Below are 18,546 nucleotides of genomic sequence, written 5' to 3'. Positions count from 1 at the left end.
AAAAGCGCCGTGGAATTTAGCCTCTCGACCTTTGTGCTGGAAGTCATCAACTTCCTGATTCTGATGTGGATACTCAAGCGGTTCTTCTACCGTCCGGTACTCAATGCCCTGGAAAAACGCCGCAACGCCATCAACCAGACGCTGGAGGACGCCACCCGCAAAATGAGCGAAGCGGAAGCGCTGCAAAACCGCTATCAGCAGCGTCTGCAAGCCTGGGATAAAGAAAAACAGCTGCTGCAAAATAACTTGCAGGAAGAACTGCAAACCCAACGCGGCACCCAGTTGGCGCAACTGCAGGAGGAGCTGGCGGCAGAACGCGAAAAATCCCGCGTCAACCAGGCCAGCGAACTCGAACAAACCCTGCAACATTACCAGAGCACCGCCCATCAGCAAGGCGCGCGTTTTGCCGGCAAGCTGCTGCAAAGCATCGCCTCGCCCGAAGTCGAAGCGCGTCTGCTGGATTTCCTGCTGCAACAATTGCAACAGCTGGACGAAGAGGATCTAAAACGCTTAAAAAGCGCCTGTGACGCCTCTTCACACCAACTGTCCATCGTCAGCGCCTATCCGCTGTCGGAAACACAACGCCAAACGCTGCACGACAAGCTCGCGGGCTTCTGCATCGAGCCGGTCAAGCTGAAGTTTGAAGAGGACAGCGAGCTGCTCGCCGGATTCCGCATCCATATCGGAGCTTGGAGTCTGCGCCTCAATTTGCATGATGAACTCACCGGTTTTGCGGAGTTGGACAATGAAAAAGCCAGCGTCTGAGCGCACGGTGTTTCACGACATTGACGAATGGCTCAACGATTACCGCCTGAAGATCGGCATGGCGGAACGCGGTTATGTGGTGTCGGTCGGCGACGGCATTGTCTGGGTCAGCGGCCTGCCAAGCGCCAAAATGGACGAAATCATCCTCTTTGAAGACGGCAGCCGTGGTTTTGTCTTCGAACTCACCCAGACGCTGATCGGCGTGATTCTGCTGCACGAAACCCGCACCCTGACCGCAGGGCATGACGCCTGCCTCTCCGGGCGCATTCTCGATATCCCGGTCGGCGACGGCTTGCTGGGGAGAATTATCGACCCACTCGGCATGCCGCTGGACGGCCAGGCGGCGCCTGCGGCGCAGAGCCGCCTGCCGCTGGAGCGACCATCGCCGCCCATCCTCGCGCGCGAAAAGGTCAATCAGCCGCTCTACACCGGCAATAAAATCATCGACACCCTGATTCCCATCGGCAAAGGCCAGCGCCAGCTGCTCATCGGCGACGAAGGCTTGGGCAGAAGCACCCTGGCGATCGACACCGTCATCAACCAACGCGGCAAAAACGTGCGCTGCGTGTACGTGCTCATCGGCCAGAAACGCTCCACCATCGTCAGCACTATCGAACTGCTGCGCAAACACGGCGCGCTCGAATACACCACGGTGGTGACCTCGCAGGCCAGCACCCTGCCCGGTTTGCAATATCTGGCGCCGTTTGCCGGCTGCGCGCTGGCCGAACACTGGATGCAACAAGGCAAGGACACGCTGGTGGTCTACGACGACCTCTCCACCCACGCCAAAATCTATCGCGAACTCTCCCTGCTACTACGCCGCCCGCCGGGGCGCGAAGCCTATCCGGGCGACATTTTCTATATCCACGCGCGCCTGCTGGAACGCGCCACCAACCTCAACGCGCGGCATGGCGGCGGCAGCATGACGGCGCTGCCGATTATCGAAACCGAACAGGGTGAAATCGCCGCCTTCATCCCCACCAACCTCATTTCCATTACCGACGGGCAGATTTACCTCAACCGCGAACTCTTCGTCTCCGGTTTCCGCCCGGCGATCGACATCGCCCGCTCGGTGTCGCGCATCGGCGGGCAGGCACAGCATCCGCGCATCAAGGAGGAAGCCGGCCACATGAAACTCGATTACCTGCAGTTTATGGAACTGGAGGTCTTCACCCGCTTCGGCACGCGGCTCGAAGCGCGCATCGAGAAAGCCATCCAGCGCGGCCGCACCCTGCGCGAACTGCTCAAACAGGGGCATCTGGCACCCAAATCCATCGAATTCCAGCTTGCCTGGCTGATCGCCTTTAACGACAACCTGTTTGACGACATCCCGCTCGAACAACTCGGCGAACAACTACAACAACTGGAAGCGCGGGTCGGCAACAGCCGCCTGACCATCGACAGCCCGCGTGAACTGTGGAAATCGGCCTTATCGGAGTGGTTTGCTTCACGTGAAACCGTAGCGGACGTTTAAGGTACGCAGATGGCCCGGTATCACGAACTCAACCTCTACCGCAACAAGCTCAACGATATCCGCGAGATCATGCACTCCATGAAAACCCTCGCGCAGATGGAGGCGCATAAGCTGTCACGCGTCATTCAGCAACAACGCGCCCTAAAAGCGCAGATTGAGAACGTCGCGCAGGATTTCCTGCATTTTTTTCCCACCGCCCTGAGCGCCGATGACCCTGTTGGCAAAACCGTGATTTTGGTGGGTTCGGAGCGCGGATTTTGCGGCGATTTCAATGCCAAACTGCTGAAAACATTCAACGAGAAATTTACGGATGATCGCGTGCAGCTAGTCGCTATCGGCAATAAGCTGCAACCGCTCGTCGAAGCACGCGCAAACACCCTGACGCTGCCCGGCGCCAATGTCACCGAAGAGATCGGCACGCTGGTGGAACTGGTCATCAAAACCCTGGCCGAACAACTGCAAACCAATACCCTTTATGCCGCATTCCACAGCGAAAAACAGGCACAACCCGTCGTCGAAAAACTGCTGCCGGCTTTTACCGAAATGGCGCCAACCAACCAAGTCAGCCGCCACCCGCCCGAACTAAACCTGCCGCCCGATGAGTTTATGCTGGAACTGACCGATCATGCACTGCATCACGCCCTGCAACGCATTTTCTATGTATCGCTGATGGCCGAAAACCAGCAGCGCATCCACCACCTGGAAAACGCCACCCAGCATCTCGATCAGAAAACCGAACAGCTGCAAAAACGCATGAACGTGCTGCGTCAGGAAGCGATTATTGAAGAAATCGAGGTGATTCTGCTCAATCAAGCTACCTTAATAGCGCCCGACCAAACCGAAAACGGCGATAGGAAGGCATCAAACGGCTCGTAGTGACGGACGGTCATACGCCTCCGGCTCGTCGGAATAGACGCACACATTCCAGTCCGCCGCCAAACCGTCCTCGGCCAAACAGTAGGTATTGAAGAAATCGACGATTTCGCGGCGCTGACAGTGCGCCTCAAACGCCGCCATATCCGCCCAGATTTCGTTAAACACGATCGGAAAACCCGTGCCCTCGGCAAACGGGCTGGCAATCTGCCGCGTCACCCGATACTGCAAACAACCGTCCTCGCGCAACGTATTCGGCTCAAGCCCCTGCAACACCGCAAACAACGCCTGTTCCTGGCCGGGTTTAGGTAAAAACTGCGCTAAACAGTAAACTTTGGATGACATTTTTCTCTCCTTTTAACATTCGCTTTACTACAATAACCCGGCCTGTTCACTTTTCATAGAGTCCATTTTCATGACCTCCAAACGCCCCACACCGCGCGGCCAGCAAGACCGCAACTTTGACAAACTGGTCGATAAGTTTGAATCCAAAATTTACAGCACCGTCAAAGGCGAATGGCGTTTGAAACTGCTCAAGGAAGATCTGCAGCGTTTTATGCCGCAAACTGCGCACGATGGCGGAGAAGAAAATCGTGACGAAACGGCTCAAAAAAACTCAACAGGCCGGGTAGAACACCCCTTGCAGGTTTGGGACGCGGGCTGCGGGTTTGCGCAGATCAGTCAATGGCTCGCCGAAGCGGGGCATGAAACCACGCTATGCGACCTTTCCTACCAAATGCTGTGGCGCGCGCAGCAGAATTTTGAACAGGCCGGGTTACAAGGCCACTTCATCCATGCCGCCGCGCAGGAAATCGCCCCGACTCTTCCGCAATTTGATCTGGTACTGTTCCACGCCGTACTGGAATGGCTCGCCCAGCCGCAGGACACCCTTAAAGCGGTGGCCGACAAGGTCAAACCCGGCGGGACTCTCTCGCTGCTGTTTTACAACCGCAACGCCGTGGTCATCCGCAACACCCTGCGCGGCGGCTGGCGCCTGCCTTACGTACTCAGCGACGAATACCTCGGCAAAGGCAAAAAACTCACCCCGCCGAATCCACAAATTCCCGAAGAGGTCTGCCAATGGCTGGAGGATTGGGGATTTGACATCGAAATCCACACCGGCATCCGCGTGTTCCACGACTACATGAGCGAAGAAGCGCTCCAACAGAGCAATATCGACGAGCTGCTGGCACTCGAATACCGCTTCTGCCGCCAACCCACCTACCGCAATATGGCGCGATACATCCACCTGCTCGCCAAGCGCCGAGCAAGTGATTGATTTTTATTCATAAAAATTATCATCAACGCGAAAAAATTGATGGGTTTTTTATCCCCTGCAGTGATAAGGTAATACGTAATAAATGCACCTAAAGCGTGATCAAATGCGCGTATTTCCGCAAAATGCAGGCTATTTGACCCCATAGGTCAAATAGGGGGATCTATGAAAACCGAACAAATCGAACTTTTTATCGAGGCACTGCTGGATTCATTGGAAAACGAGATCATCCAACAGCCTTCAATGACGCATGTCATTCATTCTCTGGAAGAGCTGCACGCACTCTACAATGAGGAAACCTACTGGCTCAAACAGATCATAACCCATCATCTGGATGAACATGATCTTCAAGAACTCAAGCAGATCGGCACGGCCCTCAAACAGACATACCAACTCAACCTGAGTGACATTTTTAAAGTCATCGATCTGGCGCAGGACTATCTGTTCAACAATCTTGACCAGTTCGCTGAAAAAGACGAGAAAGAGCGTATTTATGCAAACGTCAAAGCCCTTAAATCGGCACTGACGCAAGGCTTTTTCGAAGCCACACTGAATGAATTCATCCACCATCTCGAAAACGGCTTTATCGGTCCAAGTCGAGTCATGTCGATGCACAAAAACTGGCTGCTGCAACTTCAGACGCATTTTCTCAATACGGCGGCATCCTGCATACCCGAAATAGAACACAATCAGTGCGCTTTCGCGAAATGGCTGGAAAGCATGGAAGCCAAACTCATATTGTATGCCTCCGGAGAAAAGTCCTTTGATCTGCATGGCAATATCCTGCTGGCGCATCGCAATGTGCATGAACAAGCCAAATACGTCAATAACTACCTCAAGCAGAACAGTTACTTCGAAGCGCTGACCCACTTTGAAGCGATGATCCGCGAATTTCTGATGCTCGACAAATACATCAACGAGGCGCATTTCAACTACCTGTCCGACCCTTACCGTCATTTCATCGACTTTGTCGTTTCCGAAACCAGACGTCAGAAACGCCTGGACTACTATTTCGTTATCCACTTCGGCCTGCTTCACCAGTCGGATATTTACTACAAACGCAAAAAAGAGATTCTCGACAGTTTTGCCACCTTTTTTCAGGAAAAACTTAAAGAGGATGCTGTCGACTTCATCAGCCTGCAACAAAATGAAAGCCTGCACGTCGTCATCAGGGAGGGCGCTGTCAAATATGACCGGCTGGAGCCGGCCAAACACGCGCTAAAGAAACTCCGCAAAAATTTTGGGAAAATTCTGGCAGAACCCATCAGGGTGAAACTCTTCGAACTGCATGAAATGCCGATATGCGATGGCCGCCATTTCGACTCCATACTCCAAAAAATGGCTCGCGACCAATGCCACAAGGCCATTTGCACCATCGACGCCAAAAAAATACAACGCTACCGCGATGAAGTCATAAAAGACCTGGAGCTGCTGGAAATTGTACAGGCCCATCTCGACCAGAAAAAATTCGAGATGCATTACCAGCCTATTGTCGATGACCTAGGTAAATGCCAAACCGTCGAAGCCCTTATCCGCATGTCGGTAAACGACCGTATCATCCCGGCGGAACAATTCCTGACACTGGTAGAAAACCATCGGCTCACCCTGGAAATCGACCAACTGGTATTCGAACTGCTCAAACAGGACATTCCACGCCTAAAAGGCATCACTCCGATGATCAACGTCAATATCTACCCCCAGTCCCTCGGGCAGCTCTCTTTCATTCAGCAGATTATTGAACTGGGGCTTATCTGCCATCAAAACCATCTCAAACTGATGGTCGAAATCACCGAGCACGAAGCCCTCATGCATGACCAGGTTTTGCAGGAACTACATGAAAAACACCATATCCTCTTTGCCATCGACGACTTCGGCACCGGTTACTCCAACCTTGCCAAACTGGCCGAACTGGCCGGCAACCACACCGTCCAACAAGCCAAACTCGACGGCTCCCTGATTGAAGGCATACAAACCGATGAAGCCAAATTACGGGTGGTACGTTTCATCACCGATATGGCCGCACATCTTGGTCTGCAGCCGGTTATTGCCGAATTTGTCGATTCCAAGGAAAAGCTCAACGCCCTGAAAAAACTGCCGTCGCAGATTCTCTACCAAGGCTACTTTTTCAGCCATGTCCTGACGCTAGACCAACTACAAGAACGGTTTGCCGCCGGAAAGCCTTGACCTGCAAGCTGGCAACCCCGCAAAAGTCATCTGTTGACTGACTTTTAAGCGCGCCTATAATGACGGCTTTCAATTCAACGCATGGAAAGTCGATGAACCGCCGTCACCAGCTATCACTGCTGCAAACTCTGCTCACCCTGGTCATTAAAAATCCCAAATACCTGCTCATCGCCGTGTTGGGCGGCGGGCTCTGGTACGGTTACGAAGTCACTGTCGCCCGTCCGGCCATGGCCTATATGGGCTTGCCACAGGAAAGCGCCGTGCCCGCCAAAGGGCAGTGGAGCCATGTATTGCGCAACGACGGCTTTATGCTGAGTTATTCCGAATCGCTCAAAAACCCGCTGTGGGTCACCTACAAAGTCGGCGCGGCGGACTATATCCCCGGCAAGCGGCCTTCGGGCTTCAGCACCGACTGGCGCAGCCCGGCGTTTGTGAGCCATGACGACTACACCGGCACCGGCTACGACCGCGGCCATATGGCGCCCAACTATGTGATTGCCAGCCGTTACGGGCGTTCGGCGCAGCTCGATACCTTCAAAATGACCAATATCACCCCGCAAAAACCCAATCTCAACCAGAAGAGCTGGCAGCGGCTGGAAGAGTTGGTCGCCAACGATTTTTCCAAATGGTTCGGCGAATTCTGGGTCGTGACCGGCCCGGTTTTTGACGCCGAGCCCAAGCGCCTCAAAAGCGGCGTGGCGATCCCCAAAGCGTTTTACAAGATTCTGCTTAAACCGGCCACAGCCGAGCAGCCCGCCAAAGCGCTGGCGTTCATTTTCCCGCAAAACGCCAAAGCCAATATCAGCCTGATGAAACTGGTGGTCAGCATCGACGAGGTTGAAGCGCAAACCGGTTTGGATTTTTTCAGCGATCTGGATGACAGCATCGAGAACGCCTTGGAAAGCAGCCTAACACCGGAAGCCTGGCGACTGCCGGAAGTAGCTAACCGCCCTTCGCGTTACTAAGAGACGCCAGCGCAGCGGTTTTCATAAACGCCGCGCTGTTGTAGTATGGCGGAATGTACACCGTCAACATGGTTCGCCGCCGATTGAGCGCGGCGCCGGCCTAAAAAATACAAAAACAGAGTCATCGCATGCCAAGCAAATATCTCACGCCTTATATCGCCAACGTCGTTAGTGACTTTATCGAGCGTTACCGCCTCTCTTTCAACAAACTGCCCGATAGCGCCTACGACGAATACAAAACCCTGATTCAAGGCGTGCTCGACGCAACACTGCAACAGGATTCGCAATCGCTCGGCGAACACTGCCGGAAGTTGGCGCAGATCAACAGTCGCTACAACATTCCCTATATCGTGATGGTCAACGAACTCAACGCCATCAAAAACCGTCTGACGGCGATTTTGCTGGAGCACGAAGCGCGCGACGAAGTCTTCGCCCTGCAGCGCACCTATCACGACATTGAAAACGTCTTTGCCTACGAATATTTGCATCAGTACATGAGCGAGCTCACGCACGCCAACACGGTGCGCATGAACAGCCTCAAAGACCTGCTTAAAAAAGACCTGATTATGCACTACCAGAGCCATCTGGAATGGCTCAATGCCTTGATCAAGGCGATTGACGCCAAACAGCCCGAACAGATGCCAGAGCTTGAAGCCGACCTCTGCCGTTTTGGCTGCTGGCTGCACACCGACGGCAAAGCGGTCATCAGCAACAACTCCAAATACACCTATCTGGTGTCGATTCACCACACCCTGCACGCGCTGGGCGGCGCTATCCACAACCAGATGCAGAAACCCTTTATCAACTACAACATTCTGATGAGTTATCTGGAGAAGTGCGAGTTCATCTCGCTGTCCATCGGCACCGAACTGGCGCTGATCGACAACCGCAACCTCGTCAAAGACATCTCCAAAGACCCGCTCACCGGCGCGCTCAACCGCAACGCCCTCGAAAGCGTCTTCAGCAACCACTACGAACTGGCCTTGGCGACCGACTCCTATTTCGTCATGGCGATGTGCGATCTCGATTACTTCAAAATGCTCAATGACCGGTACGGCCATCTGGCCGGCGACAAGGTGTTGAAATCGTTTGTTTCCACCTGCAAGCACCTGCTGCGCGAATCCGACATTATCATCCGCTACGGCGGCGAGGAATTTATTATCCTCATGTCCAACACCCGTTTAGCGCCGGCCGCCGACAAACTCGACCAGCTGCGCCGCGAATTCAGCAACCTCTGCTGTACCGTCGACAACCAGTTTATCGACGTCAGCGTCAGCATCGGCGCCATCGAAATCAAACCAAACATCTCCGACAGCCAGGCCAACAAAGAGATCAACACCTATATCCAGAGGGCGGATATGAAACTCTATCAGGCCAAGGAACACGGCCGGAACCGTGTGGTCAGTTAAGCCGGGGTTGCCAATGTCCATCGCCTCACGCCGCCAACTGTTTAAAACCCTGCTGACCGCCGTCGCTTCAATCGGCGGCGGTCTGGCGGCATCGGGGCTTGGCGGCTGCACCGTGTCGCAGGTACGTCGCGGCATCACCACGGCGCAGCAATTGTCCGAAGGCGACGTCTCCAAAGCGGTGTCCACGCAAGTCGCCGGACAAATCGGCGCCCAGATTCCCGGCAGCGGCGTGGTCGGCTTGGACAGCCTCATTCAAAAACAGCTCACTGCGTTCATCGACGAGCTCTTCAAAACCTGGGGCGACAAACAGATCGCCACCCCCAAGGAGTACGTTAAATATACCGACCGCTACCAGAGCCGCGCGCTGATCGACTTTGCCAGCGGCCATATCCGCGTGGAAACGGTGGCCGAAAAAGACAGCAAAACCGCCCTTAAAAACGCCATTGTCAGCACCCTGCTCACCCCCGACGACCCCACACAGGTGGATCTGTTCAGCACCAATGCGGTGCCCGCCGGCAAAACCCCGTTCCTATACGGCCTGGTGGTCGATCAGGACAAACAGGCGGTGCGCTACGCGTGGCGCGCCAACCGTTTTGCCGACTACCTGATCCAACACCGCTACCGCCAGTATCAAAGCGGCGGCAAACTCCGCCATGCGGTCGATTTTGACATGACCAGCGATTATCAGGGCAAACAGCAGCACCGCTACCAGAACGAGGTGCTGCGCCAGGCACGCCGTTTCAAGATCGAACCCGCGCTGATTTACGGCATTATCCAGACCGAAAGCGCCTTCAACCCCTACGCCGTCAGCTCCGCGCCCGCCTATGGGCTCATGCAGATCGTGCCGAGCACCGCCGGGCGCGACGTCCATCAACTGCTGCACAACCGCCCTGGCCAGCCGAGCAAAAACACCCTCTTCAAACCGGCTAGCAATATCGAATACGGCACCGCCTATCTCTCCATTCTGTTCAACCGTTATCTGGCGGGCGTTAAAGACCCCAAATCGCGCGAATACTGTGTGATCGCCGCCTACAACACCGGCAGCGGCAATGTGCTCAAAGCCTTTCACGCCAACCGCCAAAGCGCCATCGCCAAAATCAACCGCATGAACAGCCAGCAGGTTTACAGCCATTTGACCCAACACCTCGCCTATGCCGAAGCACGCCGCTATCTGGTCAAGGTCACCCAAAACAAACGCCAGTTCGTCTAATTTAAATTCTCAACAGGCCGGGTCTAAAAAAATTTCACCACAAAGACACAGAGGCACAGAGGCACAGAGTTTTGTGGAAAACAAAGGCCGGTTGCCAACCGCTTTTTTCTCAATTCCTCTGTGCCTCTGTGTCTCTGTGGTTCAAAACGCTCTTAACCCGGCCTGTTCACTTTTTTAAAAACCTAAAATTGCAGTAAAATAACGCGCATTGCCATTCGCCCATAGAGCGCCTGTTTTATGAAAGAAAATCTGACCAGCAAAAAAGATACGATTTACGCCCATCCGCATGAGGCGGTCGGCGCCTTTCAGTTCGACGAATCGGTGGTGGCCGTCTTTCCGGACATGATCCAGCGCTCCGTGCCCGGTTACCAGACCATTCTGACCGGCATCGGCGAACTCACCGCCCAGTTTGCGCAGGCCAACAGCCAGCTCTACGATCTGGGCTGCTCGCTCGGCGCGGCAACCTTGACCATGCGCCGCAAACTCACCCAACCCAACTGCAAAATCATCGCCATTGATAACTCCGAAGCCATGATCAAACGCGCCGGCGAATACCTGCACGGCTACCACTCCGATATTGCGGTGGAACTGCACTGCGCCGACATCACCGCCACGCCGATTGAAAACGCCTCGGTGGTGGTGATCAACTTCACCCTGCAGTTTGTCGACCCGGCCAAACGTCAGCAGCTTCTTGATACCATTTACGCCGGCCTCAAACCGGGCGGTATTCTGATTCTGTCCGAGAAAATCCACTTCGACGACAGCGCGCTGCAGCACGCCATCGAACACCTGCACCTGCAATTCAAACGCGCCAATGGCTACTCCGAGCTGGAAATCAGCCAGAAACGCAGTTCGCTCGAGAACGTGCTCATCAGCGACACCGCCGATTTTCATATCCAACGCCTCAAGCAAACCGGCTTTACCTCCGCCGGCATCTGGTTCCAGGCCTACAATTTCGCGTCATTTATCGCCATCAAATAACACAAAAAATGTCGTGCCCTGGGGCCGGCGTGGTTTAAAATTCACCCAAAAGTAAACGATCAACAGGGTTTCACGTGAAGCAGCATTACGAGCATTTTTGGGACAAACTGGGCGATTCGCGTTTAGCGGAATGGAAGGCGGAACTGCCGGCGCTGATTGACGAGGCGCTCAACCCCGAAGGCAACGGCAACCTGCCGAAATGGCTTGAAGCATTCGACATACTGCGTACATTCCCGCGCGATCAGGGGTACGACCTCAACCAGGCCACCGTCAGCGCCGGCGAAGACAATCTGCCGGCCGAACAAAAAGCCCGTTTGGAATCCGCTTTGCGTCTGCTGATGCCTTGGCGCAAAGGGCCTTTCGAGCTGCACGGCATTCATATCGACACCGAATGGCACTCCGACTGGAAATGGGATCGCGTACGCCCGCACCTGCAACCGCTGGAAGGCAAGCGGGTGCTCGACATCGGTTGCGGCAGCGGCTACCATCTGTGGCGCATGGCCGGCGAAAACGTCAAACTGGCCGTTGGTGTCGACCCGAGTCTGCTGTTTATGAGCCAGTTTCTGGCGCTTAAACATTTTATCGGCGAAGCGGTGCCGGCCTATTTCCTGCCGCTGACGCTGGAGCAACTGCCCGTTCCCAAACAGGGCGGCGCTTTCGACACCGTCTTCTCGATGGGTGTGCTCTATCACCGCCGTTCGCCGATAGACCACATTCTTGAACTGAAAGCGCAACTCAGACCCGGCGGCGAACTGGTATTGGAAACGCTGGTGGTGCCCGAAAGTTTCGGACAACTGCTGGTTCCCAAAGACCGCTATGCGCAGATGCGCAATGTCTGGTTTATCCCCTCGGTTTCCGAACTGGCGATTTGGCTGGAGCGCTGCGGTTTTGAAAACGTGCGCAGTGTCGATCTTAACCAGACCTCGATCGAGGAACAACGCTCCACCGACTGGATGCAATGGAACTCGCTCAAGGATTTTCTCGACCCGACCGATCCAAGCAAAACCGTCGAAGGTTACCCTGCGCCGCTGCGCGTTGTAATGCTGGCACAAAAACCCAACTGAACACTAGGGTTATCCCCTATTGAATTCGCATAAAAACTAAATAATAAGCATTTGATATTACTTATTATTTGGTTTTTTTCATAAAACCGTCACAAAATCGCAATATTCATTTAACGATAGGTTAAATTTTCGTTATATTGCAGATAAGATACCCCCCTTTGCAGGCAGCGACTGCTATTTTCATTGTCGAAACCCCATAGGAATGCCGTATGTTCAAAGCACTTGGTCTACAATCAAAAATGCTACTCATCACCAGCCTGATTTCCATTCTGGTGTTGATCGGCTTAGCCGTTACCGAATACCAGAAGTATCAGAATGCGTTTGCCGAGACCGCCGCGCAACTGGCGAAAGAACTGCGCACCGACGTGGAACGCAGCATCGACACCAAGCTCGCCATCGGCGTGACCAATGCCGTGAGTTTCGCCGCCAATCAGCAGCTGATTGACGCCGTTTCCGCTCAAAATCGTGATGCGGCACTGCAATCCCTAAGCGAAGTCAACCGCACCTTTGCGCAAAACACCGACTTCAAAAACGTCAAAATCCATATCCATACGCCCGACAACCGCTCGTTCCTGCGCGCCTGGAAACCCGAGCAGTACGGCGACGACCTCTCCTCCTTCCGTTTTGGCGTGGCGGAAGTCATTGCCAAGCAAAAGGCCATCGCGGTGCTGGAGCTTGGACGTGCCGGCCTTTCGGTACGCGGCATTACGCCTCTGTTCAAAGACGATAACTACATCGGTTCGCTGGAATTCATCCAGGGCATGGGCAGCGTGGCGCGCGAATATGAAGCGCGCAATATGCACTATGTGCTGCTGCTGAACGACTATGCGCTGACCATCAGCACCCAGGCAAAAAACAATACCAAAATCGGCGCTTACGTGTTGGGCGACCCGAAATGGTTTAGCGAAGACGCCGTGAAACTGACACAGGCGATTGACTGGCCGCTGTTGAACAAGCAGAACTGGGTCATCCAAGACGGCTACCTGATCAGTCAGGTGATGGTTAAAGACCTGCAAAACAAGGATGTCGGCGTTGAGATCATCGCCACCCCCACCACCGAACTGGAAGCGGCCATGCACATCGTGCAGCAGACCATCGTCAAAGAGTTCGGTTTACTGCTGCTGATCATTGTACTGATGGTCATCGCCAATGTGATTGCGCTGCGCAAAATGGTACTCAACCCGGTGAGCAACCTGAAACAGACCATTGAAACCGTGACCCGCCAGGGCGATTTTTCGGCCCGCGCCGCGGTGAGCGACAATCAGGACGAAGTCACCTCCATGGCACAAGATTTCAACCGCCTGCTGGATAACACCCAACAGGTATTGGCAGAAACCTCCGCAACGATGCACGCCATCCAAAACGGCGATCTGGCGCAGCGCATCCACATCGAAACCGTCGGTGATCTGGACAAACTCAAAACCACCGTCAACCAGAGTGCCACCACGCTGCAGGCCACCATGACCACGCTCAACCAGGTTTTGACCGCCCTGGGTCAGGCTGACTTTGGTGCGCAAATCCACACCAGCCAGCAGGCCAATGGCGAATTCAAAGCCGCACTCGACAATGCGCAGCACACCTTGAAAACCCTGAATCAGGCGGTTTCCGCGATCAATGCGGTGGTGGCAGACATGGCCGAATCGGAGTTCTCCCACCCGATTCAAATGACCCTGAGCGGCGATCTGGATATCCTCAAAGCCAATATCAACCGTGCCCTGCACAGCTTGCAGAACGGCTTCACCAGCTTTAACGGCAGCCTCACCAACCTGATCGACGGCGACCTGACGGCACATGTCATCGGCGACTACAAAGGCGAACTGGCCACATTGCAGAACACCATCAACACCGCCTTGAACAATATCGCCACGATTTTCATCGACATCAAAACCACCTCGGCGAGTGCGCTGGCCAATATCGAACAGCTCTCAAACGGCAACCAGCACCTCAACGAGCGCACCCAGAGCCAGGCGGCCTCGATTGAAGAAACCGCCGCCTCGATGGAAGAGATCACCTCCACCGTGCAAAACTCCTTGAGCAACGCCAAAGACGCCAACCAGCTTGCCCAAAAAGCGCGCCAGGATGCCAACCAGGGCGAAACCGTCATGCAGCAGGCACAAAGCGCCGTTCAGGGCATCCACGCCGCCAGCGCCAAGATCGCCGACATCACCACGCTGATTGACAGCATCGCCTTCCAAACCAACCTGCTGGCCTTGAACGCCGCGGTCGAGGCGGCGCGCGCCGGCGAACACGGCCGCGGTTTTGCCGTGGTGGCCGGAGAAGTCAGAACCCTGGCGCAACGCACCGCGGAAGCCGCCAAAGAAATCTCCTCGCTGGTGGCCAACACCACCGGGCAGATCGACCACGGCTCCAAACTCGCCTCCGAATCGGCACAAATGCTGCAGCAGATCAACCAGCGCATCACCACCGTTTCGGAAATGGTCGACGAAATCAGCCGTGCCGCCGAGGAACAATCCCTCGGCATCGGCCAGATCAACCAGGCGATCAGCTCGATGGACAGCGACACCCAGGAAAACGCCCTGCTGGTTGATCAGGTCGCCCGCGACACCGAACAGATGCACCGCGAGATGAGCCGATTGGTCGATCTGATCGACTCCTTCAAAATCGACACCAGTAAACTATTGCCTAAAAAATAGGCAAAAATTCCGCGTTAAAAACTCAACAGGCCGGGTTAAAGGGTTTGAACCACAGAGGCACAGAGAAATTAAGCAAGGGAAGTTACCAATAGGCCTTTCTTATCCAAAAAACTCTGTGCCTCTGTGTCTCTGTGGTTCAACACGCTTTTGCAACCCGGCCTGCACATTTTTGAATGGGATTTTTGACGCCGTGCTTTATGGGTATAATGAGTGCTTTGCCCTTAATAGAAACGGCTTCGTCAGACTATGCACGCTTCCGACACTCCTCTTGCCACGCGTTTCCAGACGCTGCAAACCGACATCAACCGCCACATCATCGGTCAGCCGCACCTCACGCAGCGTATGCTCATCGCCCTGCTCGCCGAAGGCCATCTGCTGGTGGAAGGCCCGCCGGGACTAGCCAAAACCAAAGCCATCAAAGTGCTGGCGCAAAGCATCGAGGGCAGCTTTCACCGCATCCAGTTCACCCCCGACCTGCTGCCGGCCGACATCACCGGCACCGAAGTCTACCGCCCCGAAACCGGCGTGTTCGAGTTCCAGTCCGGGCCGATTTTCCATAACCTGATCCTCGCCGACGAAATCAACCGCGCGCCCGCCAAAGTGCAATCGGCGCTGCTCGAAGCCATGGCCGAGGGTCAGGTCAGCGTCGGCAAACGCACTCTCCAGCTCGACCCGCTGTTTATGGTCATGGCCACGCAAAACCCGCTGGAGCAGGAAGGCACCTATCCGCTGCCGGAAGCGCAGCTTGACCGTTTTATGCTGCACGTCAAAATCGACTATCCCAGTGCCGAGAGCGAATACCAGATTCTCGAACTGGTGGAGAACGAAGCCCGTCACAGCGCGGCCGCCCCGCAGGAACACCTCAGCCAGGCCGATCTGTTTGCGGCACGCGAGCAGATTCTGAATTTGCATATGGCCGACGCCGTCAAAACCTATCTGGTCGAACTGGTCATGGCTACACGCAACCCGCAGGCCTACCAGCGTGAACTGGCCGACAAAATCGCCTACGGTGTCAGCCCGCGCGCCACCTTGGCCCTGTCGCGCGGTGCCCGCGCCCATGCCTGGCTGCAAGGCAAAGACTTTGTCAGCCCGGACGACGTGCAGGCGATGGTGCACGATGTGTTCCGCCACCGTCTGCTGTTGAGCTTCGAGGCCGAAGCGGAAGGCCTGCACGCCGACGATCTGGTGGACGAGATTCTGCGTCTGGTGCCGGTGGTGTAAACAGGGATTGCCCATGTCTTTGCACACGCCTGATTCCTCGCTTTACAACTCCCTGCAAGAACTCATGGGCTGGCGGTTCCACGTGAAACATCGCCAGCTCAACAGTGTGCAAAAAGTCATGGATCAGGTCAGCGGCCAGCACCACAGTCTGCGCAAAGGCAGCGGTATGGTGTTCAGCGAAGTGCGCCAGTACCAAGCCGGCGACGACATCCGCCATATCGACTGGCGCGTCAGCGCCCGCACCGGCAAGGTCCACACCAAACTCTTCAGCGAAGAGCACGAAAAGCCGATTCTGGTCATCAGCGAACAGAGCCCGGCGCTGTTCTTCGGCTCGCAAGTGCGCCTGAAAAGCGCGCAGGTGCTCAATCTCGCCACCATTCTCGGCTGGACGGCATTGCAACAGGGCGATGCCGTCGGCGGACTGGTGTTTTCACCGGGCCACGCCGCCTGGGTTGCCCCCAAGCGCCAACAGAAAACCTGGCTGCATTGGCTGCAACAGGCAGTCAAACTGCAACAAGGGCTGCAAGCTCCCGGCAAAAGCCAGCCGCATTTCTGGCAACAGGCCAGCGCCCAACTGCTTAAAACCGTCAAACCCGGCAGCAAACTGTTTCTGATCGGCGATCTTCTCTCGCTGAACGACGCCACCCTGAACAATCTGCAACGCCTGCGCCAACACAGCGACCTCAGCGCCATCCACGTGTATGACGAACTGGAAATGGAACTGCCGGCGCTGGGTTGGTTAAGCCTCAGCGACGGCGCTTTCGATGCACCCGCTTTGACCATCGACAGCAGCCTGCCGATTACGCGCCAACACTACCGCGAACAATTTGAACAGGCCGGGTCGCAGGCCAAAACGCGCTTTCGCCAGCACGGCATCCCGCTGACATTGATCAGCGCCCAGCAAGCGCCCTTAGAGGCCCTGCTCAAACAGCAGCTGTTGCGTTAGAGGAGCGAAGCGATGAATCTTGATCCGCAACAGCACCAAGCACTACAACAGGCGCTGCAACAACTCCACGGCCTACACCTGCCCGAGCCGGTCGGCTGGTGGCCATTGGCGTTTACCTGGTGGGTGCTGTTTCTGAGTCTCGGCGCCATGCTGCTGGCCCTGATCTGGTTCTGGATCGACCGCCGCAAGCGCCACGCCTACCGCCGCGAAGCGCTGCAAAAACTGCGCGAAATTAATGCCAGCATGACACCGGCGGAGCAGATACAGCAACTCAATGCGCTGTTGAAACAGGTCGCCATCACCGCCTACGGCCGCCACAGCGTGGCCGCTTTGAACGATCAGGACTGGCTGGCATTTCTGCACCGCAGCGCCCAGCATATCCCCCAGCCGCCCAGTCTCGGCGGCACCCTGCAGGCCGCCTACCGCCCTGCCGATTCCACACAAGAGCTGCAGATCGGCGTGATGGAACTGAGAGGTTACGTGCAACACTGGATTAAAGGACACCACTTCTAATGCAGACGCTCGCATTCTGGCAAAATTTCGAGTTTTTATGGCCCTGGCTGGCGGCGTTTCTGCCGCTGCCGTGGCTGGTCAAACTGCTCTTCAAACCCCTGCCGCAAAGCCAAAAACCCCTGCTTGCGCCGCAGATTGTGCAGCGCGTCGCCGCTACCTTCAGCCATGCGCCGACGCAGCATACAGCGTCACGCAAAACCCGCATTCCGCTGATACTGACGCTGATCTGGCTGCTGTTTATGCTCGCCGCCATGCGTCCGGTCTGGTATCTGTCGCCGACCCCTTTCAGCGCCAGCGGCAAAGAGCTGCTGCTGGCGGTCGATCTGTCGGGTTCCATGCAGAAAAACGACATGCAGCTCGGCGGCCGTGATGTCGACCGCCTCACCGCCGTCAAATCGGTGGTGGCCGACTTTATCCGCCAGCGTCAGGGCGACCGCATGGGGCTGATCCTGTTCGGCTCGCAGGCCTTTACCCAAAGCCCGCTGACCCATGATCTGAACACCGTGCAAACCCTGCTGGACGAAGCCGAAATCGGCATGGCCGGCAACAATACCGCCATCGGCGACGCCATCGGGCTGGCGTTGAAGCAGAGCGCCCACCATCCCAAACTGGTGCTGATTCTGCTCACCGATGGCACCAATACCGACGGGGTCGATCCGCTTGAAGCCGCCCAACAGGCGCAACAGCAGGGGCTGAAAATCTACACCATCGGTGTCGGCCAAACCCGCGCACCGCATGGTTTGGACGCCTTTCTGGGCAACAGCAAGGCCGACATGGACATCGCCACGCTGCGCCGCATTGCCGAACTCACGCAGGGGCAGTTTTTCCTCGCCAACGACACCACCGAGCTGCAAACCATCTACGCCGCCATCAACCGGCTGGAATCGAGCGAACACGAGGTCCACAGCTACCGCCTGCAAAGCGAATTTTACGTCTGGCCGCTGGGGCTGGCGTTTGTTTTGAGCCTGCTCCTGGCGGGTTGGCGTTTGTATCGCGCGGGAGGGCTGTAAC

General features: G+C 55.7%; 16 protein-coding genes. 15 read left to right on the top strand and 1 reads right to left on the bottom strand.

From position 1 onward, the window contains the following. Positions 1-9: 9 nt before the first annotated feature. Genes HZ297_RS09930 through HZ297_RS09920 form a run of 3 tightly spaced genes read left to right on the top strand, consistent with a single transcriptional unit; the run spans position 10 to position 3,115 of the window. Entirely contained in the window at positions 10-765 is a 756-nt protein-coding gene (locus HZ297_RS09930) for a F0F1 ATP synthase subunit delta (RefSeq protein WP_178863331.1), read from the top strand. After that, on the top strand, positions 746-2,239 hold the full coding sequence (locus HZ297_RS09925) for a F0F1 ATP synthase subunit alpha (protein WP_178863329.1): 1,494 nt from the start codon (positions 746-748) through the stop codon (positions 2,237-2,239). Before HZ297_RS09930 ends, HZ297_RS09925 begins: the two co-directional genes overlap by 20 nt. A gap of 9 nt (positions 2,240-2,248) precedes the next feature. Beyond that, positions 2,249-3,115 (top strand): F0F1 ATP synthase subunit gamma, encoded by an 867-nt coding sequence (locus tag HZ297_RS09920; RefSeq protein ID WP_178863327.1) that lies wholly within the window; start codon positions 2,249-2,251, stop codon positions 3,113-3,115. Here the strand turns inward: HZ297_RS09920 and HZ297_RS09915 are convergent. Further along, positions 3,101-3,457 (bottom strand): putative quinol monooxygenase, encoded by a 357-nt coding sequence (locus tag HZ297_RS09915; RefSeq protein ID WP_178863325.1) that lies wholly within the window; start codon positions 3,455-3,457, stop codon positions 3,101-3,103. The two genes, HZ297_RS09920 and HZ297_RS09915, sit on opposite strands and share 15 nt — an antisense overlap. 70 nt (positions 3,458-3,527) lie before the next feature. Here HZ297_RS09915 and HZ297_RS09910 point away from each other — a divergent pair, with 70 nt between their 5' ends. The 12 genes from HZ297_RS09910 (at position 3,528) to HZ297_RS09855 (ending at position 18,545) form a co-directional block, all read left to right on the top strand. Then, positions 3,528-4,391, top strand: a complete 864-nt coding sequence (locus tag HZ297_RS09910) for a methyltransferase domain-containing protein (RefSeq protein ID WP_178863323.1) — start codon at positions 3,528-3,530, stop codon at positions 4,389-4,391. A gap of 162 nt (positions 4,392-4,553) precedes the next feature. After that, a complete protein-coding gene (locus HZ297_RS09905; protein WP_178863321.1) occupies positions 4,554-6,572 on the top strand; it encodes an EAL domain-containing protein in 2,019 nt (672 codons plus the stop codon). 92 nt (positions 6,573-6,664) lie between these two features. After that, on the top strand, positions 6,665-7,537 hold the full coding sequence (locus tag HZ297_RS09900) for a DNA/RNA non-specific endonuclease (RefSeq protein WP_178863319.1): 873 nt from the start codon (positions 6,665-6,667) through the stop codon (positions 7,535-7,537). Positions 7,538-7,665: 128 nt separating this feature from the next. After that, a complete protein-coding gene (locus HZ297_RS09895; protein ID WP_178863317.1) occupies positions 7,666-8,946 on the top strand; it encodes a sensor domain-containing diguanylate cyclase in 1,281 nt (426 codons plus the stop codon). A gap of 13 nt (positions 8,947-8,959) precedes the next feature. Further along, positions 8,960-10,156 carry a murein transglycosylase domain-containing protein gene (locus HZ297_RS09890; protein WP_178863315.1) on the top strand — a complete coding sequence of 399 codons (1,197 nt, stop codon included), beginning with the start codon at positions 8,960-8,962 and terminating at the stop codon, positions 10,154-10,156. A gap of 237 nt (positions 10,157-10,393) precedes the next feature. Beyond that, complete coding sequence (cmoA, locus tag HZ297_RS09885) at positions 10,394-11,137, top strand: carboxy-S-adenosyl-L-methionine synthase CmoA (RefSeq protein ID WP_178863313.1); 744 nt, start codon at positions 10,394-10,396, stop codon at positions 11,135-11,137. Between the two features lie 74 nt (positions 11,138-11,211). Next, on the top strand, positions 11,212-12,201 hold the full coding sequence (cmoB, locus tag HZ297_RS09880) for a tRNA 5-methoxyuridine(34)/uridine 5-oxyacetic acid(34) synthase CmoB (protein WP_178863311.1): 990 nt from the start codon (positions 11,212-11,214) through the stop codon (positions 12,199-12,201). 209 nt (positions 12,202-12,410) lie between these two features. After that, positions 12,411-14,855 (top strand): methyl-accepting chemotaxis protein, encoded by a 2,445-nt coding sequence (locus HZ297_RS09875; protein ID WP_178863309.1) that lies wholly within the window; start codon positions 12,411-12,413, stop codon positions 14,853-14,855. 246 nt (positions 14,856-15,101) lie between these two features. Next, a complete protein-coding gene (locus tag HZ297_RS09870) occupies positions 15,102-16,076 on the top strand; it encodes an AAA family ATPase (protein WP_178863307.1) in 975 nt (324 codons plus the stop codon). A gap of 13 nt (positions 16,077-16,089) precedes the next feature. After that, positions 16,090-17,022 (top strand): DUF58 domain-containing protein, encoded by a 933-nt coding sequence (locus HZ297_RS09865; RefSeq protein WP_178863305.1) that lies wholly within the window; start codon positions 16,090-16,092, stop codon positions 17,020-17,022. 12 nt (positions 17,023-17,034) lie between these two features. Continuing rightward, positions 17,035-17,535 carry a DUF4381 domain-containing protein gene (locus HZ297_RS09860; RefSeq protein WP_178863303.1) on the top strand — a complete coding sequence of 167 codons (501 nt, stop codon included), beginning with the start codon at positions 17,035-17,037 and terminating at the stop codon, positions 17,533-17,535. Beyond that, positions 17,535-18,545 carry a VWA domain-containing protein gene (locus HZ297_RS09855; RefSeq protein ID WP_178863301.1) on the top strand — a complete coding sequence of 337 codons (1,011 nt, stop codon included), beginning with the start codon at positions 17,535-17,537 and terminating at the stop codon, positions 18,543-18,545. The genes HZ297_RS09860 and HZ297_RS09855 overlap by 1 nt, the downstream gene beginning before the upstream one ends. Position 18,546: the final 1 nt, after the last annotated feature.

Origin of the sequence: Thiomicrorhabdus cannonii (assembly GCF_013391695.1) — a bacterium.
In the GTDB taxonomy this organism is placed as follows: domain Bacteria; phylum Pseudomonadota; class Gammaproteobacteria; order Thiomicrospirales; family Thiomicrospiraceae; genus Thiomicrorhabdus; species Thiomicrorhabdus cannonii.
The sequence above is the reverse complement of the archived record's forward strand: the minus strand, read 5'-3'. Positions and strand labels throughout refer to the sequence as shown.